The sequence below is a fragment of the Agromyces allii genome, assembly GCF_009749385.1.
GTDB lineage: Bacteria > Actinomycetota > Actinomycetes > Actinomycetales > Microbacteriaceae > Agromyces > Agromyces allii.
Genome location: NZ_WBIN01000008.1, coordinates 106,858 through 133,269 on the forward strand (window position 1 = coordinate 106,858; position 26,412 = coordinate 133,269).

The 26,412-nt window shown below is 71.8% G+C and carries 22 protein-coding genes; 6 read left to right on the forward strand and 16 right to left on the reverse strand.

Annotated features, from left to right (window positions below; all coding sequences use genetic code 11):
- Positions 1-2 precede the first annotated feature (2 nt).
- The 6 genes from GQR16_RS11550 to GQR16_RS11575 form a co-directional block, all read right to left on the reverse strand.
- The gene (locus GQR16_RS11550) at positions 3-1,163 is read right to left on the reverse strand and encodes a hypothetical protein (protein ID WP_157415299.1); all 1,161 of its coding nucleotides are present in this window, start codon (positions 1,161-1,163) and stop codon (positions 3-5) included.
- A complete protein-coding gene (locus GQR16_RS11555) occupies positions 1,160-2,362 on the reverse strand; it encodes a sensor histidine kinase (protein ID WP_157415300.1) in 1,203 nt (400 codons plus the stop codon). The genes GQR16_RS11550 and GQR16_RS11555 overlap by 4 nt, the downstream gene beginning before the upstream one ends.
- A gap of 114 nt (positions 2,363-2,476) precedes the next feature.
- Entirely contained in the window at positions 2,477-4,582 is a 2,106-nt protein-coding gene (locus GQR16_RS19750) for an intein-containing Rv2578c family radical SAM protein (protein WP_211373502.1), read from the reverse strand.
- A gap of 76 nt (positions 4,583-4,658) precedes the next feature.
- Positions 4,659-6,539: an ATP-binding cassette domain-containing protein gene (locus tag GQR16_RS11565; RefSeq protein ID WP_157415301.1), complete on the reverse strand. Its 1,881-nt coding sequence runs from the start codon at positions 6,537-6,539 to the stop codon at positions 4,659-4,661.
- Positions 6,540-6,905: 366 nt separating this feature from the next.
- On the reverse strand, positions 6,906-8,384 hold the full coding sequence (locus GQR16_RS11570) for a malate:quinone oxidoreductase (RefSeq protein ID WP_157415302.1): 1,479 nt from the start codon (positions 8,382-8,384) through the stop codon (positions 6,906-6,908).
- A gap of 212 nt (positions 8,385-8,596) precedes the next feature.
- Positions 8,597-9,016, reverse strand: a complete 420-nt coding sequence (locus GQR16_RS11575) for a hypothetical protein (RefSeq protein WP_157415303.1) — start codon at positions 9,014-9,016, stop codon at positions 8,597-8,599.
- A 133-nt stretch (positions 9,017-9,149) separates the two neighbouring features.
- Between GQR16_RS11575 and GQR16_RS11580 the strand changes: the two genes are divergently transcribed.
- A complete protein-coding gene (locus GQR16_RS11580; protein WP_157415304.1) occupies positions 9,150-9,770 on the forward strand; it encodes a MerR family transcriptional regulator in 621 nt (206 codons plus the stop codon).
- A 42-nt stretch (positions 9,771-9,812) separates the two neighbouring features.
- Here the strand turns inward: GQR16_RS11580 and GQR16_RS11585 are convergent, their stop codons facing one another.
- From GQR16_RS11585 to GQR16_RS11630, 10 genes are all read right to left on the reverse strand, one after another.
- Complete coding sequence (locus GQR16_RS11585) at positions 9,813-10,862, reverse strand: N-acetylglucosamine kinase (protein WP_246200755.1); 1,050 nt, start codon at positions 10,860-10,862, stop codon at positions 9,813-9,815.
- Positions 10,859-12,118: a family 4 glycosyl hydrolase gene (locus GQR16_RS11590; protein WP_157415305.1), complete on the reverse strand. Its 1,260-nt coding sequence runs from the start codon at positions 12,116-12,118 to the stop codon at positions 10,859-10,861. Before GQR16_RS11590 ends, GQR16_RS11585 begins: the two co-directional genes overlap by 4 nt.
- Before the next feature lie 105 nt (positions 12,119-12,223).
- Positions 12,224-13,378, reverse strand: coding sequence for an ROK family protein (locus GQR16_RS11595; protein ID WP_157415306.1), 1,155 nt, complete (start codon positions 13,376-13,378; stop codon positions 12,224-12,226).
- A 65-nt stretch (positions 13,379-13,443) separates the two neighbouring features.
- A complete protein-coding gene (locus GQR16_RS11600; protein WP_157415307.1) occupies positions 13,444-14,292 on the reverse strand; it encodes an ABC transporter ATP-binding protein in 849 nt (282 codons plus the stop codon).
- Complete coding sequence (locus tag GQR16_RS11605) at positions 14,289-15,140, reverse strand: ABC transporter ATP-binding protein (RefSeq protein WP_157415450.1); 852 nt, start codon at positions 15,138-15,140, stop codon at positions 14,289-14,291. The genes GQR16_RS11600 and GQR16_RS11605 overlap by 4 nt, the downstream gene beginning before the upstream one ends.
- A gap of 50 nt (positions 15,141-15,190) precedes the next feature.
- Positions 15,191-16,288, reverse strand: coding sequence for an ABC transporter permease (locus tag GQR16_RS11610; RefSeq protein ID WP_246200757.1), 1,098 nt, complete (start codon positions 16,286-16,288; stop codon positions 15,191-15,193).
- On the reverse strand, positions 16,281-17,285 hold the full coding sequence (locus GQR16_RS11615) for an ABC transporter permease (RefSeq protein WP_157415308.1): 1,005 nt from the start codon (positions 17,283-17,285) through the stop codon (positions 16,281-16,283). The genes GQR16_RS11610 and GQR16_RS11615 overlap by 8 nt, the downstream gene beginning before the upstream one ends.
- A 51-nt stretch (positions 17,286-17,336) precedes the next feature.
- Positions 17,337-19,001, reverse strand: coding sequence for an ABC transporter substrate-binding protein (locus tag GQR16_RS11620; protein WP_157415309.1), 1,665 nt, complete (start codon positions 18,999-19,001; stop codon positions 17,337-17,339).
- Positions 19,002-19,251: 250 nt separating this feature from the next.
- Complete coding sequence (locus GQR16_RS11625; RefSeq protein ID WP_157415310.1) at positions 19,252-19,911, reverse strand: bifunctional 4-hydroxy-2-oxoglutarate aldolase/2-dehydro-3-deoxy-phosphogluconate aldolase; 660 nt, start codon at positions 19,909-19,911, stop codon at positions 19,252-19,254.
- Positions 19,908-20,804 (reverse strand): sugar kinase, encoded by an 897-nt coding sequence (locus GQR16_RS11630; RefSeq protein ID WP_157415311.1) that lies wholly within the window; start codon positions 20,802-20,804, stop codon positions 19,908-19,910. The genes GQR16_RS11625 and GQR16_RS11630 overlap by 4 nt, the downstream gene beginning before the upstream one ends.
- 110 nt (positions 20,805-20,914) lie before the next feature.
- Here GQR16_RS11630 and GQR16_RS11635 point away from each other — a divergent pair, with 110 nt between their 5' ends.
- From GQR16_RS11635 to GQR16_RS11655, 5 genes are all read left to right on the forward strand, one after another.
- A complete protein-coding gene (locus tag GQR16_RS11635; RefSeq protein WP_157415312.1) occupies positions 20,915-22,252 on the forward strand; it encodes an alanine racemase in 1,338 nt (445 codons plus the stop codon).
- Positions 22,252-23,901, forward strand: coding sequence for an N-acyl-D-amino-acid deacylase family protein (locus GQR16_RS11640; RefSeq protein ID WP_157415313.1), 1,650 nt, complete (start codon positions 22,252-22,254; stop codon positions 23,899-23,901). The genes GQR16_RS11635 and GQR16_RS11640 overlap by 1 nt, the downstream gene beginning before the upstream one ends.
- Before the next feature lies 1 nt (position 23,902).
- The gene (locus GQR16_RS11645; RefSeq protein WP_157415314.1) at positions 23,903-24,634 is read left to right on the forward strand and encodes an IclR family transcriptional regulator; all 732 of its coding nucleotides are present in this window, start codon (positions 23,903-23,905) and stop codon (positions 24,632-24,634) included.
- Between the two features lie 107 nt (positions 24,635-24,741).
- Positions 24,742-25,125, forward strand: a complete 384-nt coding sequence (locus GQR16_RS11650; RefSeq protein ID WP_067874113.1) for a RidA family protein — start codon at positions 24,742-24,744, stop codon at positions 25,123-25,125.
- A gap of 72 nt (positions 25,126-25,197) precedes the next feature.
- On the forward strand, positions 25,198-26,400 hold the full coding sequence (locus tag GQR16_RS11655; protein ID WP_157415315.1) for a glycoside hydrolase family 6 protein: 1,203 nt from the start codon (positions 25,198-25,200) through the stop codon (positions 26,398-26,400).
- Positions 26,401-26,412 lie beyond the last annotated feature (12 nt).

Below are 26,412 nucleotides of genomic sequence, written 5' to 3' on the forward strand. Positions count from 1 at the left end.
CCTCAACCGATGACATGACGAAACTCCACCGTGACATTCTCCCCCGTCGTCGCGACCTCCGCCGCCAGGCCCACCGCTCGCGCCACCGCGGCGAACCGCTCGATCGACCGGCGGTTCGGCGGTTCGGCGCCGACGACCGCGTCGACCGCGATGCGAACCACCCGTCCGCGCATGAGCTCCGTGTCTTCACGGTTCACGGCCACGCGGATCGACGCAGCCCGCTCGTCGCTCGCGAGCCAGCTCAGCAGTGCGGTGAGCGCGGCACGCTGGTCGTCGTGGAGGCTCGCGACCGCCGTATCGCTCTCGACGACCTCGACGGGCACCCCCTGCCTTCGCTCGAGATCGGCCGCGAGGTCGTTCAGCCAGCTCGTCGCGATCTCGTCGCGGAGGGTCGCGCGGAGCGCCTCGGCCAACTGCCGGGCACGGTCGGCCTCCGCCACGGACACGCGTTCGACGCTGAGCATCGAGGCGAGGAACGGCAGCACCTCGCGGCGGAGCACCGCCACTCGCCCGTGATCGGCGGAGCGGGCGAGTCCGGCGCGGAGTTCGGCGTCGCGCTGGAGCAGCACCTGGTTCGCCTTGCGCTGCCACTCGAGCGTGATGTGCACGATGGCCCACGAGTACCCCGCGGCCGCGGCGCTCGCCACCACGGTCGGCATCACGAACACGAGCATCATCGCCACGACGGGCAGGCGATGCCACACGGGGCCGGCGCCGTCGGCGACGAGCACCGAGAGCACGGCGGCCGAGAGGGCGCCGGCGGTGAGCAGGGTCGTCCAACTGCAGTACGGCGCGAGCGACACCATCAGGATCCCGATCACGATCGGGCCGAAGTCGTCGTAGAGGTACCGGTCGTTGCCGATCGTGCTGAGGTACTCGGCGACCGCGGCGCCGACGCCGAACACGACGACGATCCACAGGCGCTCGGGGGTGAACGGCGCACGCGACGGACGTGTGGCGAGCGTCGCCGTCACCGAGGCCACGACCACGAAGACGACCGCCGCGATCGCCGCGACGGGCGAAACGACCTCGGGCCAGTGCGCGATCGTGATGACGACCGCGGTCAGGGTCGCGACGACCCCGCCGAAGTGCTGCAGGATCGACGACGAGGCGAGCCCGACGATCGGGTCGATGTCTTTCGGGGCGAGGCGCGCGGTGCTCATGCGCCGCCCTCGGGCACCGTGAGCACGATCGTCGTGCCGACGCCGATCGCCGACCAGACCCGGGCCGTACCGCCCTCGCGCTCGATGCGGGCGACGACGCCGTCGCGGAATCCTCGCCGACCGGCCGGGATCTGGTCGGCGTCGAACCCCGAACCGATGTCCATGACGGCGACGGTGACCTCGCCGCCGCCGATGCCCAGGATCATCTCGGCCTCCTGCACGCCGGCGTGCCGGGCGACGTTGCGCAGGCACTCGGCCACGGCCGCGTCGAGCTCGGCGGCACGTCGCGCTCCGAGGTGCGAGAGCACCGCCAGGTCGCCGGTCAGCTGCACGTCGAGCCCTTCGTCTTCGGCGGCCGCGAAGGCCAGGTCGAGCACTGGGGTGCCGTCGGCATCGCCGTCGACCGCGACCACAGCCACGTCGCCAGCTTCGCTTCGGTGCTGGGCGATCCAGTCGCGCCCGACGAGCAGTTCGAGATCTTGTCGGATGTCGGTGCGCAGGCGCTCGTCGACCGGCCCCGAGCCGGCCGAAGCGATGGCGAGCAGGTGGCTCATCGCGGTGTCGTGCAGGCGCGTGACGGCCTCGAGTTCGTGGTCTCGCCGGGCCGTGGCCTCGCGGGCCGCGACGTTCGCGCGCACGAGCGCGGCCTGGCGGCGGAGCCCCGCCCGTCTGGTCAGCCCGTCGACCCCGCGGATCAGCATGACGAAGACGGCCACGGCGGTCGCGGCGGTATTGATCTGGAACGTCGAGTCGCTGATCGTCGCGCCGACGTACGCGGCGGGCTGGCCGACCGTGTAAGCCACGACGACCCACAGGCACGCGATCCACGACCCGCTACCGGCTCCGCCGACGAGCACCAGCGCGATGCACGGGATCGCGACGACCGCGTTGTCGGTGCTGGCGAAGTCGTACTCGGAGCGCATCGCGAGCGCCGTCATCCACACGGTGATCCCGGCCCCGGCGACGAGGTAGAGGAGCGTCGACATCACGGTTCGATGCAGTGCGACGAACGAGAGCAGCCCCGCCATGATGAGCAGGAGTCCGGCGGCGATCCAACCGGCCGGTCGGCCGCCGATCGCGAGGGAGAGCGAGACGAGCCCGCCCATCGCGAGGTAGACCCACCCCGCGACATGGCCGGCGTGCACGATCGCACGGCCCACGGAGTCGCGCGACAGATCGCCGGGGAGCCCCAGCGTCATGGGCACCTCCGTGAGCTCATGCCGAGCGCGACGGGTTCACACTGGACTCTCCGGATTATCCCAGCAATGGGGCAGGATTCGTGCATGTGCGGAGCCGTGGCGCCGCCGCGACGCTCAGAACAGCACGTCGGGCGCCGCCGCGAACTGCGTGCGTTCGGCGGATCGGCGGGCCGCCGCATCTGCGAGACCGGCCGACCTGACTCCGCCCGTGGCGGGATCTTCCTGCCCTCGCGCCAGCCCGTGAGCCCGAAGCAGCGGCGCCACTCTGGCGGCCAGCCATTTGCGGTACTCCTTGGGCGCGTAGGCGTTCTGGCCGTAGTACATCGACCGGTACTTCGTCACGAGTTCGGGGTGCTCGCGGTCGAGCCACTGCATGAACCACGGCTTCACGCCGCCGCGCAGGTGCAGCGCGGAGTACACGACGCTCGTCGCGCCGGCCGCCTTCACCTGCCGCAGCGCCTCGTCGAGGTGGGCCCGGGTGTCGGTGAGGTACGGCAGGATCGGCATCAGGAACACCGTGCAGTCGAGCCCCGCCTCGCGCACGGCGGTGACGGTCGCGAGCCTCGCCTTCGTGCTCGGCGTGCCGGGCTCGATCGACTGCTGCAGTTCGTCGTCGTAGACCGCGATCGACATCGCGAGGTCGACCGGAACCTGCTGGGCCGCATCGACGAGGAGCGGAAGGTCGCGGCGCAGCAGCGACCCCTTCGTGAGGACGCTGAACGGCGTGCCGCTCGAGGCGAGCGCGTCGATGATGCCCGGCATGAGCCGGTAGCGCCCCTCGGCCCGCTGGTACGGATCGGTGTTCGTGCCGAGCGCCACGGGCTCATGGCGCCACGTTCGCTTCGCGAGCTCGCCCGCGAGCACCTCGGCGACGTTCACCTTGACGATGATCTGCCGATCGAAGTCGTCGCCCGCGTCGAGGTCGAGATATGTGTGCGTGGGGCGGGCGAAGCAATTGTGGCTCACCACGCCGTTCGCGATGAAGTCTCCGGTGGAGGTCGTGATGTCGAGCAACTCACGCTCGCCCGGAAGCCGCTCGATCGAGACCACGCGCAGATCGGCGTTGCTCTTGATCGCCGATCCCACGAGGGCGAGCTTTCGCGTGATCGCGGGTTGCGCGATCGAGAAGAAGGCGCTCCTCGAGGGAAGGCCTCCCGTGAGTCGAATGTTGGCGACACCGATCGAATTGGCCTTCTCACGGATGAACGGAACTGCGAACCGTCGGAGCGCGCCCTCGATGGCACCCAAGATGGTCTCGTCCTTGTTCGAGATCCGCAGGATGCCCCGGCTGCACGACCCCTCTGCATCGAAGATGCCCCCGAGATAGCCGGCCGCCCACTCGTCGCACGGGTCTTGCGGCCACGAGATCAGACGTGAGATCGACTCGTGGTCGGCACGACGGGCCGTGCGGATCGCGGACATCGGACGACGTGTCGTGCTTGCCGGAGCGAACTCGAACGACTTCGTGGTGATGCCGAAACGCTCGAGATACGCACGCGTGCGGACGAGCGCTTCGGTGTCGGCGAGCGCGAGCCGGAATTGGAAGACGTTGTTCGGGGTTCCGCTCGGTCGTGTGTACGTTCGCGCGAACAGCAGCCCGTCGCCTCGGATCATGCCCGCAAGATATCCGGTCGCATAGCGGTCGGAGTCGATCGAGATCTCAGGACGAATGCCGGCTCGACCGAACCCCATGAGCGAGTTTCCGGTGGTGAGGTAGGGCCGCTGGCCCGGACCGTTCATCGCCCCCGTGACGTGCTTCCACCCGCGTTCGGTGAGGAAGCGGTGGTCGCCGCTCGCGATGACCGTCGTGCCGTCTGCGAGCGTCACGCGATAGGCCGGCTTGCGCGTCGGCCACTTCGCGAGGACCTTCGCAGGCGTGTAGCGGCGGTAGCGCCCCTCGACACGGGTGCCGAGCACTTCATCGCCCACCTCGATTGTTCGGAGCGCCTTCTCGCGCCCGTCGCTCATCGTGATGATCGTCTCGGGGTCTAGGCAGTACACACACGCATGGCTGCAGCCCCGGTAGGGATTGACGGTCCAGCTGAAGGGCATCGACGACGGGCCCGGCACGTGGTTCAGCGCCGACTTCGCGAGCACCTCGTGGAAGGTGATGCCCGCGAAGTCGGGGGTCTGCACCGATCGCACGAGGTTGTTCAGGCGGGCCAGGCCCGGCAGCGTGCCGGCCTGGTCGACGCCCAACTCCTGCCCGCTCCACCTCATGCTGACATTCGAACACATGTTCGAATGAGGTGCAAGCGGCGCGCCGCGACATCCGGATGCCGCGGCGCGCCGTCGCTCAGGCCGGAACCGTCACCCGGGCCGGCGCCCGACCCGAGGCCCGACCCGCCACCGCCCCGCGACCGGCGGCGAGCTCGAAGCTCTCCCCCGCCCACCGCCGGCGCAGCCACCGGTCGTGGCTGGCCAGCACGACCGCCCCCGGGTAGGCGCCCAGCGCCTCCTCGAGGTCGGTCGCGAGCGAGAGCGAGAGGTGGTTCGTCGGCTCGTCGAGCAGGAACAGGTGCGGCGGCCTCGCGATCACCAGGGCGAGCGCGAGGCGCCGCTGCTGTCCGACCGAGAGCGCCCCGACCGGCCTCGACTCGTCGCGAGGGGCGACGAGGCCGAGGCTCGACAGCGGCACCTGCTCGGCCCGCCGCTCGCCCAGGGTGCGCTCGTAGACCCGGCGCGCCGCGGCATCCGGATCGGCGAAGCGCACGTCCTGCTCGAGCAGCTGCACGCGCAACCCGCGACGGCGGAGCACCGAGCCGCCGTCGACCGCCTGCGTGCCCGCGAGCACGTTGAGCAGGGTCGACTTCCCGGCGCCGTTCGCCCCGGTCACGAGCAGTCGCGTGGTCGCCGCGAGGTGCAGCGACGGCACCTCGAGGCGGCCTTCGACGGCGGCATCCGTCACCTGCACGAGCAGCCCGGCCGCCTCCTCGAGCGCGTGCGACCCCTGCGGGATGCCCGCGAACGAGAGCGGCGCCGGCGGCTTCTGCACCTGCTCGCGCTCGAGCACCTCGAGCCGCTGCTCGGCGTTGCGCACCCGCCGGGCGACCGCGTGCTCGACGCCCTCGCGCTTGAAGTGCTTCAGGAACTTGTCGTTGTCGGTCGGCGCTCGACCGTGCGCCACGGAACGCGCCGCACCGCCCGCTGCGACCTCCGCCCGAAGCGCGGCGAGCTCCTTCTGCTCGACGTCGAACTGCCGCTGCCAACGCAGCCGCTCGTCGGCCTTCACCGCGAGGAACTCGGTGAACCCGCCGCCGAACACGGTGCCGCCGGTGGCCGCGAGCAGGTCGTCGCGCGTGACGCGAGTGCTCGCGTACGTCGACGGACCCGATCGGCCGCGCGTCGCCTGCGGCTCGGCCACGGCCAGCGCCCCTCGACGCCCCGGATCGAGGTCGAGCAGGCCGGTGGCGACCCGGTCGAGGAACTCCCGGTCGTGGCTGGCGAAGATCACCGGCCCGGCCCAGGCGCGAAGCCTCGACTCGAGGAACGCCGCGGCGTCGTCGTCGAGGTGGTTCGTCGGCTCGTCGAGCAGCAGCGCGTCGGGTGCGCGGAGCAGCAGCGCCGCGAGCGCGAAACGGCTGCGCTGGCCGCCCGACATCTCGTCGACCCGACGGTCGAGGCCGAGCCCCGCGACGCCGAGCCCGTGCAGCAGCTCGTCGCGCCGGGCATCGGCTCCCCAGACGTCGGCCCGCTCGGCCGCGTCGAGCGCCGCCGCGTACCGGTCTGCGGATGCCGCGGCGGCGCGTTCGCCGTCGAGGTCACCCACGCCCGGAGAGCCCCCAGGGGCATCGGCCAGCGCGGCCGCCGCGTCGTCGAGCTCGCGCTCGATGGCGCGCACCTCGCCGAGCGCATGCTCGAGCACGTCGCCGATGCGGTCGCTCGCCGCGAACGGGAGTTCCTGCGTGAGCAGGCCTGTTCGTCGCGGACGGCTGACCCGGCCGTCGCCCGAGACGTCGGGCATCGACGCGGGCGGCCCGGCTGCGGCATCCGTCGCCTGCGAGAAGGCGATCAACCGAAGCAGGGTCGATTTTCCGGCACCGTTCTCGCCGATGAGGCCGAGACGCTGGCCGGGGGCGACCGAGAAGCCGAGATCGCTGAACACACGGCGATCGGGGTAGTGCGCCGACAGGTCGTCGACGCGGAGATACGAGGAATACGAGACGTGTACCGTCATGCGGTCCGCCTTTCACGAATGCTCCCGAGCCGTCGACGGATGCCGCGGGCAGGCGGCCGGTCGAACGGTGCACCGCACGGGTCCGTCGCGCGCGCATGGCAGCGCCGACGACCCGGGAGCGGAGAAGGATCCCGCCGGGCATTGCCGAGATGGATGCAGCCGTCACCGTCGCGAACAGTGGAATGGGTACACCCGATGTCTACGGCGCCTCAGGCGCGGGACGGTGGGAGTACTTACTTCATAGCGGGGTCGACGATAGCAGAGGTCGATCGGTGAAGTACAGGGCGCGCCCCAATTCCGCGCGACGCGTGCGACACGGGCGGCTCGTGACGCGCGGCCACCGCGGGAGACGCGGGCGAACGCCGCCTACGCCTGGAGCTGCAGGGTCTTCGCGGTCTCGGCGAGCGACGCCTCGGCCGCGGCCGGGTCGCTCGAGAGCGTCGTGCCGTAGCCGGGGATCATGTCGCGGAGCTTCGGCTCCCACTCGCCCATGCGGTCGGGGAAGCAGCGCGCGAGCACGTCGAGCATGATGGGCGCGGCGGTCGAGGCGCCGGGCGAGGCGCCCAGCAGACCCGCGATCGTGCCGTCGGCGCCCGTGATGACCTCGGTGCCGAACTGCAGGATGCCGCCCTTCTCAGGGTCTTTCTTCATGACCTGCACGCGCTGGCCGGCCGTGATGAGCTCCCAGTCTTCAGTCTTCGCAGTGGGCATGAACTCGCGCAGGGCCTGCATCTTCTTCTCGCGGTTGGCCATGAGCTCGCCGACGAGGTACTTCACGAGGTCGAAGTTCTTGAGGCCGACCTGGAGCATCGGCCCGAGGTTGTGCAGGCGGATCGAGAACGGCAGGTCGAACCAGGTGCTCGTCTTCAGGAACTTGGGCGTGAAGCCGGCGTACGGGCCGAAGAGCAGTGCGGTCTCGCCGTCGACGACGCGCGTGTCGAGGTGCGGCACCGACATGGGCGGCGCGCCCACGGCCGCCTTGCCGTAGACCTTCGCTTGGTGCTGGGCGACGAGCTTGGGGTTCGTGGTGCGCAGGAACTGGCCCGAGATCGGGAAGCCGCCGAAGCCCTTGATCTCGGAGATGCCCGAGTGCTGCAGCAGGGCGAGCGCGCCGCCGCCGGCGCCCACGAACACGAAGCGCGCGTTCACCTCTTTGGGCGTGCCGCCGACGAGGTGCTTGACGCGCAGACGCCAGGTTCCGTCTTTCTGGCGCTTCAGGCGCGTGACCTGGTGGTTCGTGTGGATCTCCGCGCCGTGCGCGGCGATGTCGGTGAAGAGGTACTTGGTGAGCGCGCCGAAGTCGACGTCGGTGCCCGAGACGATGCGCGTGGCCGCGACCTTCTGCTTCGGGTTGCGCTTCTTCGCCAGGAGCGGGGTCCACTCGGCGATGCGCTCGAGGTCTTCGGTGTACTCGAGGTCGGGGAACAGCGGCTGGTCCTTCAGGGCCGCGACGCGCTTCTTCAGGTACTCGATGTTCGCCTTGCCGCGCACGAAGGTCATGTGCGGCGCGGTGTTGATGAAGTTGTGCGGCTCGGGCAGCGCCCCGATCGACACGAGGTACGCCCAGTACTGGCGGCTGATCTGGAACTGCTCGTTGATCGAGACGGCCTTGGCGGCGCTGACGCTGCCGTCGGGGTTCTCGGGCATGTAGTTCAGCTCGCAGAGCGCGGCGTGACCGGTGCCCGCGTTGTTCCAGGCGTTCGAGGACTCCTGGGCGACCTCGCCGAGGCGCTCGTAGACGCGGATGGACCAGTCGGGCTGCAGCCGGGAGATGAGGGAGCCGAGCGTCGCGCTCATGATGCCCCCGCCGATCAGGACGACGTCGACCGTTTCCGCTGAATTCACGGATTCCAGTGTATGCGCCGTCGAGGGTGCCCCCGACCACGTCCGTTCGACGTCGAGAGACTCTCGAATACGGCGCTGACCGGGCGCGTTCAGGGCGGGCGGATGCCGCGGGCGGCTGCGGCGCGTCGGGCGGCCGCCCGCGGCATCCGCTCGCCCGTCGCCTTCGGCCGTGCCGCCCGAGATGCCGCTCGCAGCTACGCCCGCGCGTCGGGTCAGAGCGCCGCGATGCCGCCGCCGATGAGGCCGACGCCCGCGACGACGAGGCCGACGGTGAGCGAGAGCGCGCCGACCCAGAGCAGGGCGATGGCGCGGCCGGGCTTCTGCGGATCGGCCCCGAGCACCGAGAGGAAGAAGCCCGCGGGCATGAGGATCGCAGCGACGGGGGCGCCGAGTCGGGCGACCCACATCCACGCGTCGTCGAGCGCGGCGGACTCCAGCACCCCGAGGATCGCGACCGAGAGCACGAGCAGCACTGCGGCGTGCGCGTGACCTGCGCGGAAGAAGTTCTGCTGCAGCCGATTGGCGGGCGCCAGGCCCCGAACGACCCTCGTGAGGAAGTACCCGCCGCTCTCGACCGTGACGAGGGCGAGCAGCAGGGTGCCGATGAGGATGGCGTCGATCGCGTGGTTCATGCTCGATTCCTTCCGGAGATCGTGATTGGATAGTTGTGCTCTCCAATATTAGAGAGTTGTACTATCCAATGCAAGGGATCGACGCGACCCCGCCGCCGGACGAACACCGCCCGCCGCACGAGAAGGAGCCCCGATGCGCATGTCAGCCCTCGCCGCCGAGGCGGGCCTGCCCGTCGCGACCGTCAAGTACTACCTGCGCGAGGGCCTCCTGCACGCGGGCACGGCGACCGGGGCGACCCAGGCCGTCTACGACGAGGGCCACGTGCGGCGGCTGCGCATGGTTCGCGCGCTCGTCGGCCCCGTCGGGCTCAGCGTGCAGCAGGCGCGCACCGTGCTCGACCTCGTCGACGAGCCCGGCGGCGACCTCTACACGACGCTCGGCCGGGCCGTCGGAACGCTGCCGCCCGCCGCGGCACCCCCCGGCGAGGCATCCGACCCCTACCCGCGCGCCCGCGCCGCACTCGAGGCGCTCGGCCAGGTCTACGACCCCGAGTTCGCCGCCGTCGCGCAGCTCGAGGGCGCTCTCGCCGCCGCAGCCGACGCGGGCCTGCCGATCGACGCCGAACGGCTCGCCGCCTACGGCAGTGCCGCGACCGACATCGCCGCCTTCGACCTCTCGCGCATGCCGGCCGAGCCGCACGCCGCCGTCGCCTACACCGTGCTCGGCACCGCGCTCTACGAGCCCGTGCTGCTCGCGCTGCGGCGCCTCGCGCACCAGGACGCCGCGGTGCGGCGCCTCGCGCGGGAGGAGTGACGCGAGCCCGGCCCACCGGGGCACGTGCTCGAACGGCGCGCCTCAGGAACGAGCAGGTGCCGGCTCGCGTGCGGCCTCTGAGGGCGCGACGCCGCCCGTGGCCAGGGTCACCTCGGCTCGAGCACGTTCGAGCGCCTCCCCGGTCGCTCCCGCCCGACTGAGCGCGAGCAGCGCGGCCCCGACGATCGGTGCCGTCTCGAGGATCTCGATGCGGGCGCGGGGCGCGACCCGCTCGAGTCCGGCGACGATCCCGCCGATGAGGCGCTCATCGCCGGAGCGGATGATGCCGCCGCCGAGCACGATCGGAACCGCCTGCTCGGCGAGGCCGAGCCGCGTCACGCACGCACGGGCGAAGGCCACGAGCTCCTCGGCCTGGCGGTCGACCAGTCCGATCGCCACGGCGTCGCCGGCCCGGGCGGACGCGAAGACGGCGGGGGCGAGCGCGGCGAGCTCGCTCGCATCGCGGCGGCCGAGGTGGAGCTCCTCGATGAGCACCGAGACCGACGCGACGCCGTACTGCTCGACGATCGCGGCCGACAGCGCGGTGCGCGGCCCGCGGCCGTCGACGTCGCGCGCCGCATGCCACAGCGCCTGCTCGCCGAGGCCGCTGCCCCCGCCCCAGTCGCCCGAGAGCCCGCCGAGCGACGGGAAGCGCACATCGGCACCGTCGGCGCGCACACCGACGGCATTGACCCCCGTGCCGCAGACGATGGCCACCGCGTCGGGTTCGTCGGTGCCGGCCCGCAGCAACGCGTAGAGGTCGTTCGCGACGACGGTCGTCGACGACGCCCAGTCGAACGCGGCGATCGCGGCGGCGTACTGGTCGACCTCGACCGGGAGGTCGAGCCCCGAGATGTACAGTCCGGCGTGCCCGACCCGACCCCTGCCCGCGACGGCGCGCACGAGCTCGTCGACGACGGCGACCGCCTGGCCGAGCCCCTCGAAGTGTGGGCTCGACCCGGCCCCCCGCTCGTGCGCCACGAGCTCGCCCGTGATCGTGAGGGCGACCGCGTCGGTCTTCGAGCCGCCGCCGTCGACGGCCACGACGAGGTCGGCGCCGCCGAGGCCGCCCACGCGGTTCGGGGCGCTCACCGCGCCCACTCCAGGAACGGGGCGTTCTCGGCCATCAGCAGGTCGGTGAGACGCTCGGCGCGCTCGTGCTGCAGCACCAGCGGGTGTGCGCGCATCGCCCGGAGCACCCGGTCGCGGCCCCCGTGCACTGCGGCGTCGAGGGCGAGCCGCTCGTACCCCGCGACGCCGGCGATGAGCCCGCGGATGTCGTCGGGCAGCGGCGCGACCGGCTCCGCGACGAATCCCCCGTCGCGGAACACGGCCGGCACCTCGATGACGTGGTCGTCGGGCAGGAACGGCAGCACGCCGTCATTGCGCAGGTTCACCACCCGCGACCGACCGGCGCCGTCGCGCATCGCCGCGAGCAGCTCGATCGCCGCCTCGGAGTAGAAGGCGCCGCCGCGCCCCTCGAGCGCGGCCGGCTTCTCGTGCTGGGCCGGGTCGGCGTAGAGCTCGAGCAACTCGCGTTCGATCGCGCGGACGGCTTCGGCGCGCGTCGGCTCGTGCCGCTGCTCGCGCAGCACCTCGTCGTGGGCGTAGTAGTACCGCAGGTAGTAGGAGGGCACCACGCCGAGCTGGGCGACGAGCGCGGGTGCGAGATGCACCTCGTCGGCGAGGTCGCCGAGTCGATGCTGCAGGAGTCCCGGCAGCCGGTCCTCGCCGTCGATGACGACGCTCCGCTCCCAGGTCAGGTGGTTGAGCCCGACGTGTCCGAGGCTCACCCGGTCGTGGTCGACGTCGAACATCGAGGCGAAGCGCCGCTGGAACCCGATCGCGACGTTGCAGAGGCCGACCGCGCGATGGCCGGCCTCGAGCAGGGCGCGCGTCACGATGCCCACGGGGTTCGTGAAGTCGACGATCCACGCATCCGGCTTCGCGTGCGCGCGGACGACGTCGGCGATCCGGAGCACCACGGGCACGGTTCGCAGCGCCTTCGCGAGTCCGCCGGGGCCCGTCGTCTCCTGGCCGATGCATCCGACCTCGTGCGGCCAGGTCTCGTCGGCGTGGCGGGCGTCCTGCCCGCCCACCCGGAGCTGGATGAGCACCGCGTCGGCATCGGCGACGCCCGCGACGAGGTCGGTGGTGCCGAGCACCTTCGCCGGATGCCCAGCATGCTCGAGCATGCGCCGCGACATGCCGGCGACGAGCGCGAGCCGCTGCTCGTCGGGGTCGACGAGGCGGATCTCCTCGAGCGGCAGCGTGTCGCGCAACCGTGCGAATCCGTCGATGAGTTCGGGCGTGTAGGTCGAGCCTCCGCCGACGATGGCGAGCTTCATGGGTCCTCGATTCCGTGCATGGTCGGCCGCGCGCACTGGCGCGGAACGAAGGGTTTCAGGGGTCGGTCGACGGATGCCGCGGCATCCGCGGTTCGAACGAACGGGTCAGTTGGCGAGCGAGATGTCGGCCTCGAGCTGATCGCGGATCTGGTCGACGAGCTGTTGGCGCGCGCCGAGGAGCACGGGCTGCGCGCCCGTTCCGCTCGTGCGCATGGCGAGCTTGGGGTGGGCGGCCGGATCGACGCGTTCGGCGACCAGCTCGGCGAGCCTGGCGCCTCCGGCGATGCCGGTGGGCCCGCCCAGCACGATCATCGAGGGGTCGAGGATCGCGAGGAGCGGATTGACGGCGAGGATCACGCGGTCGGCCAGCACCGTCAGGACGGCCGGATCGTCGGCGAGGCGGGGCAGCACGTCGGCGAGCGTCGCACCGTCGGATCCGAACAGGCGCGCCACCGCCGGGCCGCCGAGCAGGTCCGTGAAGTCGTTCGCCGCCGGCGCGAGCGGCGCAGCCGTGCGGGGCACGGCGAGGTAGCCGATCTCACCCGCCCCGCCCGAGGCGCCGCGGTGCACGCCCCAGCCGAGGTCGAGGCCGACGCCGAGGCCGTCGCCGATCCAGAACAGCGCGAAGCTCTCGGCCTGCTGCGCTGCGCCCGCCGACCGCTCGGCCATCGTCGCGAGGTTGACGTCGTTGTCGATCGTCACCTGCAGGCCGAGCTCCCGCTCGATCCGCGCACGCGACCCGACGGCGGGCCACCCCGGCAGGGTGTCGGTGAACGAGAGCTCGTCGCCGTCGACGAAGAAGGCCGCCTGCACGCCGATCACGACGCGGCTGACCGTGCCCTCGTCGATGCCGGCCGCCTCGCACGCCGCTCGGACGGCGGCGCGGACGTCGCCCTCGGGCGTCCGGGAGCCGGTCTCGGCGGCGACCTGCACGATCGGGTGCTCGTGGTCGACGGCGTCGACGACCACGGCCTGGATCGCCCGGTCGAGGATCGAGATCGCGACCCCCGTGATGCGATCGGTGCGCACGCCGTACGTGATCGCGTTCGGCCCGCGCCCGGCCGACCGTTCGCCGACCGGCTTGATCAGGCCGACCCGCTCGAGGCGCGCGAGCATCTGGGAGGCGGTGGGCTTGGACAGGCCCGTGAGCTCGCCGAGCGCCGAGCGCGTGAGTGGGCCGTGCTGCAGCAGGAGCCGGAAGGCGGCGCGGTCGTTGCGCGCGGCGAGCCACGTCGGGGTGCCCGGGTCGATCTGGTTCATGCCGTCCGCCGCTCTCGTCTCGATCTCGTCACTCTATCTGAAAGGAATGTTTACTGATTGATGCCTCACCCGCCGTTCCGAACCTCGTCGCGGAGCCGCCCGAGCCGATCGGGATCGGCCGCGGCCTCGAGCAGGGTCTTGGTGTACTCGTGCTGAGGATCGAGGATCACCCGTTCGCTCGGCCCCCGTTCGACGATCTCCCCTCGGTACATCACGAGGATCTCGTCGGAGAAGTGCCGCGCGGTCGCGAGATCGTGCGTGATGTAGAGCACGCCGAGGTTCTCCTGCCGTTGCAGGTCGGCCAGCAGGTTCAGCACGCCGAGGCGGATCGACACGTCGAGCATCGACACCGGCTCGTCGGCGATGATGAACCGGGCCCCCGGGGCGAGCGCCCGGGCGATCGCGACGCGCTGCCGCTGGCCGCCCGAGAGCTCATGCGGTCGTCGATCGGCGAACGTCGCCGCCGGCGACAGTCGCACCCGCTCGAGCAGCTCGTCGGCCCGCTCGCGGACCTGCCGCGACGACAGCCCCGGGTGATGGATGCGCAACGGACGCTCGAGGTGGTGCCGGATCGGGTGGAACGGGTTCAGCGAGCTGAACGGGTCCTGGAAGACCATCTGCACGTCGCGCCGGTACCTGGCCAGGCCACGTCCGCGGGTCGCACTCTGGCGCCCGTCGAGCAGGATCTCGCCCGACGAGGGCGTCTCGAGCTTCGCCATCATGCGTGCGATCGTCGACTTGCCGGAGCCGGACTCGCCGACGAGGGCGATCGTGCGCCCGGGCTCGAGCGTGAACGAGACGTCCTTCACGGCGTGCAGCGTTCGCACGTTGACGCCGCTCCGCAGCCGGAAGTCCTTGACGAGGTTGCGCGCCTCGAGGGTCGTTGGCTCTCCTGCCCGGTCGTGCCCGCTCATGCCGCACCTCCCGCCGCAGCGCCGGTGCGGATGAAGTCGCCGCGCTCGCCGCGAAGGCTCGGGAAGCTCGAGAGCAGGCGCCGCGTGTACGGATGCTCGGGGTTGCGGTAGATCTGCTCCGACGCGCCCTGCTCGATGATCTCTCCTTCGAGCATGACGGCGATCCGGTCGCTGATCTCGATGAGCAGCGGCAGGTCGTGCGTGATGAAGATGACGGCGAAGCCGAGCCGCTCGCGCAGGCGCATGATCTCGCGGATGATGCCGCGCTGCACGACCACGTCGAGCGCCGTGGTCGGCTCGTCCATGATCATCACCTGCGGATCGAGGGCGAGCGCCATCGCGATCATGACGCGCTGGCGCATGCCCCCCGACAGCTCGTGCGGGAAGCTCGACAGGCGCGCGGGGTCGACGCCGACGAGCGTCAGCAGCTCCGCGCAGCGCGCGTCGCGCTCGGCGCGCTTCATCTTCGGACGGTGCGTCAGGAACACGTCGGCCAGCTGCTTGCGCACGTTCATGACGGGGTTCAGGGAGTTCATCGAGCCCTGGAAGACCATCGACACCTTGTCCCATCGGAACCGGCGCAAGGACTCGCCGTCGAGGGCGACCACGTCGATGTCGGCACCGGACGCGTCGTGGAACACGACCTCGCCGCCGGTCATCAGCGCGGGCGCCTTCAGCAGCCGGTTCAGTCCGTACGCGAGCGTGGTCTTGCCGCACCCGGACTCCCCGGCCAGGCCGAGGATCTCGCCGCGGTGGAGCGTGATCGACGCCCCGCGCACCGCCTTCACCGGCGGGTCGACCTCGTACTCGATCGAGACGTCGCGCGCGGTGAGCACGGGCTCGCCCATGACGGTGTCGCGTCTCGTGACCTCGGTGGTCGTGACGGCATTCGTGGGGTTCATGCGAAAGCTCCGGTGTCGGCGACGCCCTTGCCGGCCTTCGCGGCCCTGCGCTGGCGCTTCGCGTTCTCAGGCGCGAGCCTGAGCTTGGGGTTCACGACCTCGTCGATCGCGAAGTTGATGAGGGAGAGTCCGGCGCCGAGTGCGGCGATGATGAGCCCGGGCGGCACGAACCACCACCAGGCGCCGGTGCCGACGGCCTGGCCGGTCTGGGCGTCGTTCAGCATCGTGCCGAGCGTGATCGACCCGGTCGGCCCGAGGCCGAGGTAGGACAGGCCGGCCTCGCCGAGCACCGCGAAGATGACGCCGAAGATGAACTGGGCGGCGAGCAGCGGCACGAGGTTCGGCAGGATCTCGACGAAGATGATGCGGCTCGGCTTCTCGCCCGCAACGCGGGCCGCTGCGACGTACTCCCGGGTGCGCAGCGAGCGCGCCTGCGCCCGCAGGACCACGGCCGAACCGGCCCAGCCGGTGATGCCGAGCACGAGGGCGACGAGGAGCGAGCTCCGGGCGAGCGGTCCGAGGCCCTCGGCGTTCTGCACGTAGGCCGCGATCACCATGACCACGGGCAGACCCGGGATGACGAGCACGATGTTCGTGAAGAGGGTGAGCACCTCGTCGAGCACGCCGCCGAAGTACCCGGCGAACACGCCGAAGATCACGGCGAGCAGCTGCGCCACGATGCCGGCGACGATGCCGATGAACAGCGAGCCCTGGGTGCCCCACGCGAGTTGCGAGAAGACGTCGTAGCCGAGCTTGGTCGTGCCGAGCCAGTGCTCGGCCGACGGCGGCTGCAGCGCCTCGTTGCTGGAATCGCGCGGCGGCTGGGCGATCATCGGCCCGAAGATGCCGAACAGCGTGATCAGGCCGACGATGACGACGCCGGTGATGAGCTTGCCCGACCGGCTCGGCAGGATGTGGCGGAACCGGCCCGCCCGGGTCGAGGTCGCCGCGGCGATCGCCGCCGTGGCGCTCGCCTCCCTGGCCGTCTCGCGGACGGCTTCGGCCGAGACGGGCGACTGGAAGGGTGCGTCGTCGCCCATCGCGTAGCCGGAGTCGTCGGCCGTGCGGTCGAGCGTGGGTTGTGAGTCAGCCATTGTGTCGCACCCTCGGGTCGATGAATCCGTAGATGAGGTCCATGAAGAAGTTGGCGGCCAGCACCGTGAGCGTGATCACGAGGAACACGCCCTGCATGAGCGCGTAGTCGAGGCCCTGCACCGCCTGGATCATGAGCTTGCCGATGCCCGGATAGCTGAACACCTGCTCCATGACGATCGACCCGGCGACGACGAAGCCGAGGGCGATTCCGAAGCCGGCGAGGCTCGGGATGGCGGCGTTGCGCGACGCGTACTTCGTGCGGACCCGACGCGGGGTGAGCCCCTTGGCCTCGGCGGTCACGACGTAGTCCTCGGACATCGTCGAGACCATCATGTTGCGCATGCCGAGCAGCCAGCCTCCGACCGAGGAGATCACGATCGTGGTCGCCGGCAGGATGGCGTGGTACACCGCGCTGCCCACGAACGCCCAGCTGAGCTCGGGGCCCGCCGGGAACTCGAACACGTCGTAGCCGCCGACGATCGGGAACCATCCCAGCTGCACCGAGAACACCGCGACGAGCACGAGCGCCAGCCAGAAGTACGGGATGGATTGGAAGACCGTCGTGACGGGGACGAGATGGTCGAGCTTGGTGCCGCGCCGCCACCCCACCCATGCGCCGACGACGATGCCGAGCATGAATGAGATGACGGTCGCGACGCCGACCAGCGTGATCGTCCACGGCAGTGCCGCGGCGATCAGGTCCGAGACGGTGGCCGGATACCGCGTCGAGGAGACGCCGAGGTCTCCCTGCAGCAACCGGCCCCAGTACGCGAGGTACTGGTCCCACATGGACATGTCCTTCCCGGCCCCGAGGATCGAGGTGATCGCCTGGATCGTCTCCTCCGAGAGCGGACGCCCGCCGCTCGCACGCCGGAGCTTGCCCAGCATGATCGCGGCCGGGTCGCCCGGCAGAAGGCGCGGGAGCAGGAAGTTGAGCGAGATCGCCGCCCACAGGGTCACCAGGTAGAAGGCGACCCTCCGCAGGTAGAAGCTCATGCCGCTGCCGTCCTCGGGTTGGGGATGGTTCGTTCCATGGGACCGCTCGGCCTACTTCGCCGGCGTGAGGTGCGTGAGCACGACCGCGTTGGCCACTGCGAGGTACGGCAGCGGCGCGGCGTACAGGTCGCCCTCGGTCGGCCATCCGCTGAACTTCTCGGTGTTGAAGAAGGACTGCGAGGCGTTCAGCACGACCGGGATGTACGGCAGGTCGCGAGCGATCTCGGCCTGGATGGCGGCGTACGCCTCCTGCTTCGTCGCGACGTCCTGGGTCGCTCCGGCCGCGAGCACGGCCGCGTCGACGGTCGGGTTCGTGTAGCGCGAGTAGTTCTGCCCGACGAGCGGCATCTCGCCGACCTTGGCGGTCGAGGTGCCCGCGAAGTACTCGTGGTAGTTCGAGTACGGATCGGCGACCAGGCTCTGGGTGAGTCCGTACAGCGCCATCTGGAAGTCGCCGTTCTGGATCGGGGTCCAGTACTCGGCGTCGGAGACCGTGCGGGCGTTGATGCGGATGCCCGCCTCGGCCGCCTGCTCGGAGATGAGCTTCGCGGCGTCGTTGTAGTCGGTCCAGCCGTCGGGCGAGAACAGGTCGATCTCGATCGCCGTGCCGCCCTTGCCGTAGAACCCGTCGGCGTCCTTGGTGTAGCCGGCGGCTTCGAGGATGGCGCCGGCTTCTGCGGCATCCGCCGTCTGCGGGCTCGTGGCGAGCTCGGGGTCGCTCAGCCACTGCTCGTCGCGCGGCTGGAGGGTGAACGACGGCGAGGATTCGCCCGCGAGGCCGGCGAACGCCTTGTCGGCGATCGTCGCGCGGTCGATGGCGACGTTGATCGCCTGGCGCACCGCCGGATCGGTCTGCGGGCCGACGCAGCCCAGGTCGGCGTTGGCGCAGGTCGTGATGGTGGTCGGGTCCTGCTGCTGGTTGAGCGTGGTGATCTTGCCCGAGGCGGTGACGGCGTCGGGGTTCGCGATGAACTGGCCGACCCAGTCGATCTTGCCGGTCGTCAGCAGGTCCTGCGACGACTGGTTCGAGTCGAGTCCGACGTACTGCACCTCCTCGACGGCGGGGGCTCCGTCGCGGAACTGGTCGTTCGCCTCGACGGTGTACGCCGCGTCGGAGAAGCTCTTCAGCTTGTACGGGCCCGAGCCCACCGGCTCGGGGTTCGTCTCGGCCATGAAGTCGTCGATGTCGGCCCAGATGTGCTCGGGGATGATGTAGGTCGAGCCGAGCGTGAGCGAGGCGCTCGTGAACTGCGGTTCGCTGTAGGTGAGCACGACCGTGGTGTCGTCGGTGGCCTCAGCCGAGACGAACTGCTCGGACTTGTTCGAGCCGTAGCCGAACGTGAAGGCGACGTCGGCGGCGGTGAGCGCCTCGCCGTCGTTCCACTTGAGGTCGGGCTTGATGGTGACCGTGAGGGTGCGGCCGTCTTCGCTGTACTCGAAGCTGTCGCCGATCAGCCCCATGGGCGCGTCGGCCGACAGCTGGTTGAAGAAGAACAGCGGCTCGTAGATCGCACCGAACGTGGCGTGGACCGCGGTGTCGACGGCGAACGGGTTGAAGTTGTTGTTGATGGGGGTCGCGCTGCCCGCCCAGACCCGGAGGACGGCGGCGTCGCCGCCGGATCCTCCGGCCGACGGGGCGCACCCGGTCATTCCCAGGGCGATCGCGGCCGCTCCGGCGGCGAGCGCCACCGCGAGGGAGCGTTTGGTTCGAGTCATCTCCGACATTCCTCTCGTGCTTCGTTGCGTGGAAGGTGGTGCAGTGACGCCGCGTGCAGGATCTCGGTGCTCACGCGTTACTGGAAGCGACCCTAACAGAAAACATAGTAACTGGAAACAAATCATTCAGTTTCTGTTTCCAGCGCGTTTCCGCGCCGCGTCGGCCACGCGCAGAACTCGTTCGCGCACGACGAAAGCGCGGCCCCGACCAGGTCGGGACCGCGCTCAGACGAGGGGCGAAGGGAGCGGACTATCCGCCGAGCAGCGCGGCGAGCGCCGGCAGCTGCGCCGGGTCTTCGAGGGCCGAGCCGACGGCGACCGTGCGCACGCCGGCGTCGAGGTACGTGCGGGCGTTGGACGCGTCCATGCCGCCGGTCGCCACGAACCGCGCCTGCGGGAACGGGCCCGCCATCGCGCGGAACCACGGCACGCCGAGGAGCGACGCCGGGAAGGCCTTCATCCACGTGAGGCCGAGCGCGAGCGCGGCCTGCACCTCGGTCGCCGTCGCGACGCCCGGCAGCGACGGCAGCCCGGCGGCCGTCGAGGCCCGCACCACGTCGGCGTCGAATCCGGGGCTCACGGTGAACGCGGCGCCCGCCGCCGCCGCGAGCTCCACGTGGCGGGTCGAGAGCACGGTGCCCGCGCCGACGAGGCGGCCCTCCGCGCGACCGGCTTCGGCGACCGCGGCGAGCGCCGCGACATCCGCCTCGGACTGGATGGGCAGTTCGACGAGGTCGATGCCGAGATCCCACGCGGTGCGGGCCAGCTCGAGGCTGCGCGCCTCGCCGAGTCCGCGGAAGAGCGCCATGAGCGGGCGGCCGGCGAAGATCGCGTCGAACTCCCCGTTCGAGACCGGGGCGGTCGAAGCAACGGCGTCCGCGGGAGCGGCGGGCGGGGTGTGGCTGGTCATCGGATGCCTCTCGGGACGTCTGCGGTGTCGGCGATGGTGAGCACGGCGCGCTCGTGGCCTGCGAGCAGGCGCTCGTCGGGGGCCGCGCCTCGGAGCATGGCGTGCAGGTAGCCGGCGGCGAACGCGTCGCCCGCGCCGACCACCTCGACGACGTCGACCACGAATGCGGGCACGTGCACGCCCTCGGCATCGCCCAGGTATGCGGTGGCCCCCACGGCGCCGTCCTTCACGACGAGTTCGCGCACGTCGGGCAGCAGTCGGCGCACGTCGTCGGGCGTCTTCGCGCCCCAGAGCACCTGGGCCTCGTCGAGCCCGACGAACACGAGGTCGGCGCGGGCGGCGAGGGCGGCCAGGCGCCCGGCCGCGGCATCCGTCGACGGCCAGAGTTGCGCGCGGTGGTTGACGTCGAAGCTGACCGGCACGCCGGCCGCCGCCGCGCGGTCGAGGATCGCGTCGACGAGCGCGTCGCAGGAGGTCGAGAGCGCGGGCGTGATGCCCGAGACGTGCACGAGGCGCACGTCGGCGATCGGCAGGTCGTCGGCGAACGACGGCTCGAGCCGAGAGGCCGCCGAGCCGGCGCGGTAGTACCGCACGCCGTTGCCCGGATCCTTCACGTAGAGACCGGTCTGGGCTGCGGCATCGCGGCGCACCCATGCGGTGTCGACGCCGTGGTCGGTGATCTGGCGTACGAGCCGGCGCCCGAGCGCATCGTCGCCGACGGCGCTCGCCCAGGCGACGGACGTGCCGAGGGCCGCGAGGTGGCAGGCGACGTTCGACTCGGCTCCGCCGGGGTCGAGGTGGAAGGCGGTGGCGGATTCGAGCGGCTCGGCGACGGCCGGCGTCACGAGCACCATCGTCTCGCCGACGGTGAGCACTTCTGGGTGCGGGGTCACGCCCTCTATGCTGACTGGTGTGCAGATATGGCGCAAGCCGGTTGCAGCATGTGCAACACAGGCCGCACCGCACACCTGATCCCACGAACCGAGCACCTGAGGAGCAGCGGATGTCACGCCGAATCGACGACCTGTCCGACGAGGTGCTGACGACCGCCGACACCGGCCTGCCGGCTCGCGCCGCAGGGCTGACCGTGCGCGAGTTCCTCGCGACGGAGCCGCGCCTCGGCGAGTTCTGGACGCCGCTCACGGTGCTCGACGCCGACGCCATGCGCCGCAACGCCGCGACGATCCAGGCGTGGGCCGAGTCGAAGGGCATGGAGCTCATGCCGCACGGCAAGACGACCATGGCCCCCGCGCTCTGGCAGCTGCAGCTCGAGATGGGGGCGACCGGCCTCACGCTCGCGACCCCCGGACAGGTGCGCACGGCGCGCGCGTTCGAGGTGTCGAGGATCATGCTCGCGAACGCGCTCGTCGCGCCGCCCGCCCTCGCCTTCATCGCCGGCGAACTGGCCGATCCCGACTTCTCGTTCCGTTGCTGGGTCGACTCGGTCGACACCGTCGAGGCCATGGAGCGCGGGCTCGCCGAGGCCTTCTCGGGCACGAACCGGGCCCTCGCCGGAACGGATGCCGCGCTCCCCCGCCCGATCGACGTGCTCGTCGAGCTCGGCGCACCGGGCGGCCGAACCGGTGCGCGTTCACTCGACGCCGCCGTCGAGATCGCCCGGCGCGTCGCCGACTCGCCCGTGCTGCGCCTCGTCGGCGTCGCCGCCTACGAGGGCAGCCTCGGCCACGACCGGTCGCCCGAGGCCCTCGCCGCGGTGCGCGGCTACCTGGCCGATCTCGTCGCGCTCCGGGACCTCCTGCTCGATCGCGGGCTCCTCACACCAGGGCGCATCGCGGCCGACGACGTCATCGTGAGCGCCGGCGGCAGCGCCTACCTCGACCTCGTGGCCGAGGCGTTCGCCCCCGCGATCGAAGCGGATGCCGCGGCCGGCCGCCGCACGCGATGGATCCTCCGCTCGGGCGCCTCGCTGCTGCACGACCACGGGTTCTACCGCGGCATCTCCCCGCTCGACGACCTCCTCGAACCGGCCATGCGCGGATACGCCCGCGTCGTCTCGCATCCCGAGCCCGGCCTCGCGCTGCTCGACGGCGGCAAGCGCGACCTGCCCTACGACGAGGGCCTGCCCGTGCCGCTCGGGGTCGCCGCCGCGCTCGGCGCCGAGCAACGGGCGCTGCCCGCGGCATCCGTCACCGCCCTGAACGACCAGCACGCGTTCCTGCGCGCCGACGAGCCCGGCGCGGCGCTGCCCGTCGCGATCGGCGACGTCGTGTCGCTCGGGCTCTCGCACCCGTGCACCGCGTTCGACAAGCGGCGCTGGCTCCCCGTGGTCGAGCGCGCCGGCTCCGACCTCGTCGTCGACCTCGTGCGGACGTTCTTCTGATGCCGGCCGCCGCTCACGTCCTCCGCGACGTCATCGTCGTCGACGGCGACTCCGGTGCGGGCCCGGAGCTCGCCGAGCCGGTCGACGTCGTGATCGACGGCGAGCGCGTCCTTCGCGTCGAGCCTCGTGGCACCACGCCCGACGCCGCGGCGACGCACGTCGTCGACGGCCTCGGCCGCCTGCTCCTGCCGGGCTTCATCGACGCCCATGCGCACGCCGACGGCCTCGTCTTCGACGCCGACGTGCAGCTCGCGCTGCTGCGCCAGGGCGTCACGACGGTGATCGGCGGGCAGGACGGCGTCTCGTACGCCCCGGGCGACGGCGCCTACGCGAGCGAGTACTTCGCCGCGATCAACGGCCCGCACCCGCGCTACGCGGGCGGCGGCATCCGCGAACTGCTCGCCTCGTACGACGACGCGACGGCCGTGAACCAGGCGCTGCTCGTGCCCGCCGGCACGGTGCGCAGCCTCGTCTGCGGGCGGTCGACGGATGCCGCGAGCCCCGCCGAGCTCGACGCCATGCTCGCCCTGGTCGCCGAGGGCCTCGCCGACGGCGCGGTCGGCCTGTCGACCGGACTCGACTACGTGCCGGGCGCCTTCGCCTCGACCCACGAGCTCGCGCGCCTCGCCGAGCCCGTCGCCGCGGTCGGAGGCGTCTACGTGTCGCACATGCGCGGCGGCTACGAGTCGGGCTCGCAGGCCGGCATCGACGAGATCCGGGCGATCGCGCAGCGCTCGGGCGTCGCCGCGCACGTGTCGCACTTCCACGCCGAACCGCATCTCGTGCACGAGCTCATGGCGGGGCTCTCGGCATCCGGCGTCGATGCGAGCTTCGACGCCTACCCCTACACGCGCGGCTGCTCGATCCTCGCGATGCCCGTGCTGCCCGCGTCGATCACCGTGCGCCCGACCGCCGAGGTGCTGGCCCTGCTCGCCGACGCCGTCGAGCGCGCGCGGCTGCTCGACGAGTGGTTCCCCACGATCGTCGACTATCCGAGCCTCGGCCCCGACTGGCCCGAGCAGCTCACGCTCGCGCACATCGCCGCACCCGAGTTCGCGTGGGCGCACGGACTCACGATCGGCAAGGCTGCCGCCCGCACCGGCACGACGCCCGCCGAGTTCACGCTCGACGTGCTCGCCGCCTCGCGGCTCGAGGTCAACGTGGTCATGGCCGTGCGGTACGCCCGTACCGACGCCGACCTCGCGTCGATCCTCGCCCACCCGCGCGCGATGGGCGGCTCCGACGGCATCTTCGTGGGCGCGCACCCGCATCCGCGGGCGCGCGGCTCGTTCGCCCGCTACCTGCGGTCGCTCGTCGTCGACCAGGGCGCCATCGGTTGGGCGGATGCCGCGGCGCTCGTCTCGACGCGCGCCGTCGACCGGTTCGGGCTCGGCGATCGGGGGCGCGTGCGACCGGGCGCCGTCGCCGACCTCGTGCTCGTGGATCCCGCGCGGGTCGCCGACTGCGCCACCTACGACGCGCCGCTCGCCCTCGCCGAGGGCATCGACGACGTGCTCGTCGCCGGGGTGCCCGTGCTGGCAGGCGGGCGACTCACGGGGGCGACGCCCGGCCGCGGCATCCGTCGCTCGCCCGTCGCCGGTCGAGGAGCGCAGCGTCTCGAGACCCCGAGACCGACCGAGGGAGCCTGACATGTCGCAGTCCGTGACCCGCGCCGCGCGCATCATCGACGCGATCGCCGCCGACCCTCGCACGGTCGCCGAACTCGCCGAGGCGTTCGACCTGCACCGCTCGACGATGTTCCGCGAGCTGCAGGCGCTCGAGGAGGTCGGCTGGGTGCGTCGCCGCGGCAACGGCCGCTACACGCTCGGCACCCGGCTCGCAGCGCTTTCGAAGGAGGCGCTCGACTCGCTCGACCTGCGCGAGGCCGGCTCGGCGCACGTTCGGCGGCTGCAGCGGCGCGTCGGCAACACCGTGCACCTCGCAGCGCTCATGGACCGCTCGATCGTCTACGTCGACAAGGCCGAGGACGAATCGGGCGTGCGCATGTACTCGCGCGTCGGCAAGGCCGTGATCCCCTACTGCTCGGCCGTCGGCAAGGCGATCCTCGCCAACCTCGACGTGCCCCGACGCGACGCCGTGCTCGACGGCGTCACCTGGGAACGGTTCACCGACCTCACGATCACGACCCGCGAACGCCTCGACGAGGAGCTCGTGCGCGTGCGCGCCCGCGGCTGGGCGACCGACGACCGCGAGTTCGAGCCGTACGTCAACTGCCTCGCCGTGCCCATCGAGAGCCCGCTCGGCGTCGTCGGCGCGATCTCGGTCACGGCCGTGCGCATGGTCGCCGACCTCGACCAGCTGAGACGCCACCTGCCCGCCCTGCGCGAGGCGGCCACCGCCATCTCGGCCGAGATCGCCTAGGGCGACGGATGCCGCGGGCGCGCGCCGCGACATCCCACCCCGCTCCCCTGCCGACCGCCCGCCCATCGTCCATCCCTCACCGAAACCGAATCACACTGGAGGAACCCATGCCCAAGACCGCCGTCACCCTGTCGAACGCACCCAAGCCCGCCGGCCCCTACAGCCACGGCGTCGTCGCGAACGGCTTCCTGTACACCGCGGGCTTCGGCCCGCAGGACCCGGCCACGGGCCTCGTCGTCGAGGGCGGCGCCGCCGAGCAGACGCGCCAGGTGCTGCGCAACATCGGCGCCGTGCTCGCCGAGTACGGCCTCGGCTTCGACGACGTCGTGAAGGTCACGGCCCACCTCGAGGACCTCGCCGACTTCGCCGAGTACAACGTCGCGTACGCCGAGTTCTTCACCGAGCCCTACCCCGTGCGCACCACGGTCGGCTCGCGCCTCGCGAACATCCTCGTCGAGATCGACGTCGTCGCGGCGATCCCGCAGGACTGACCCCCGAATGGGCGCACGTCGCCCCTTCCCCTCGTAGACTGGCCCGACACCGGCCGCTGGGGAGGGGGCGACGTGCCGAACGATGCCGCGCGCGGCGACGAGCCCGTCGTGCGTCACGACCGTGACGACGCCCGCTACGTGCTCCGCGGCCACGACGCGGGGTCGCCCGATGCAGGGTCGCCCGACGCGGGGCCGGCCGGCGCGGAATCGGCCGATGACGCTGCCCCGCGCGCTCCGGTCGACGGCACGATCGCCGTCTGGGCCCCGGGCGCACCGGCGCCGCGGCGATCGGGCCGGGCCCTGCCCATCGCCCTCATCGCCGTCGCAGCGCTGCTGCTGCTCGCCCTCGCCGCGTTCGCGACGACGCTCGTCATCGTGTCGCAGCAGGCCGCGGGCAACCCGTTCCGGGATCGCGCGCTCTTCGTCGACCCGGATTCCAACGCGGCCCGCGCGGCGACCGGTTCCGGCACCGAGGCGCAGCGCGCCGCGGCCTCGCGCATCGCCGAGTCCCCCGCCGCGATCTGGTTGACGCCCGAGCGCGTGCGACCCGGAACCGCGTCCGACGCGGTCGCCGACACCGTGGCGCAGGCGACGGCCGCCGGTGCACTCCCGGTGTTCGTGGTCTACGGCATCACCGACCGCGACTGCGGCGGGTTCTCGTCGGGGGGCCTGCCGCGCGACGAGTACCTCGACTGGGTCGACGAGATCGCCGCCGGCCTCGGCGACCGCACGAGCATCGTCGTGCTCGAGCCCGACTCCCTCGCGCTCGCCTCCGAATGCCCCGACCCCGAGGCGCGCACCGCGCTCGTGCGGTCCGCGCTGGAACGCTTCTCGGGCACCGGCGCCGAGGTCTACCTCGACGGCGGGCACTCCGCGTGGCTGCCTGCCGCCGACATGGCGGAACTGTTGCGCGCCGCGGGCGTCGACCAGGCCCGCGGCTTCGCCACGAACGTGTCCAACGCGCAGGCGACCGAGGCCGAGTCCGCCTATGCCGCACGGGTCTCCGACGCGCTCGGCGGCGCTCACGCGATCGTCGACACGTCGCGGAACGGCGCAGGGCCGCCCGCCGACGGGCAATGGTGCAACGCACCCGATCTCGCACTCGGCGAAGCGGCGCACGCCGTCGACGACCCGGTCGTCGACGCGGTGCTGTGGGTCAAGCCGCCAGGCGAGAGCGACGGAACGTGCAACGGCGGGCCGGCCGCGGGGACCTGGTGGCCCGAGCAGGCGGAGGAGCTGGTCGCGAACGCCGATCGGCTCGCCGGAGGATCATGATGAACGGGGGAA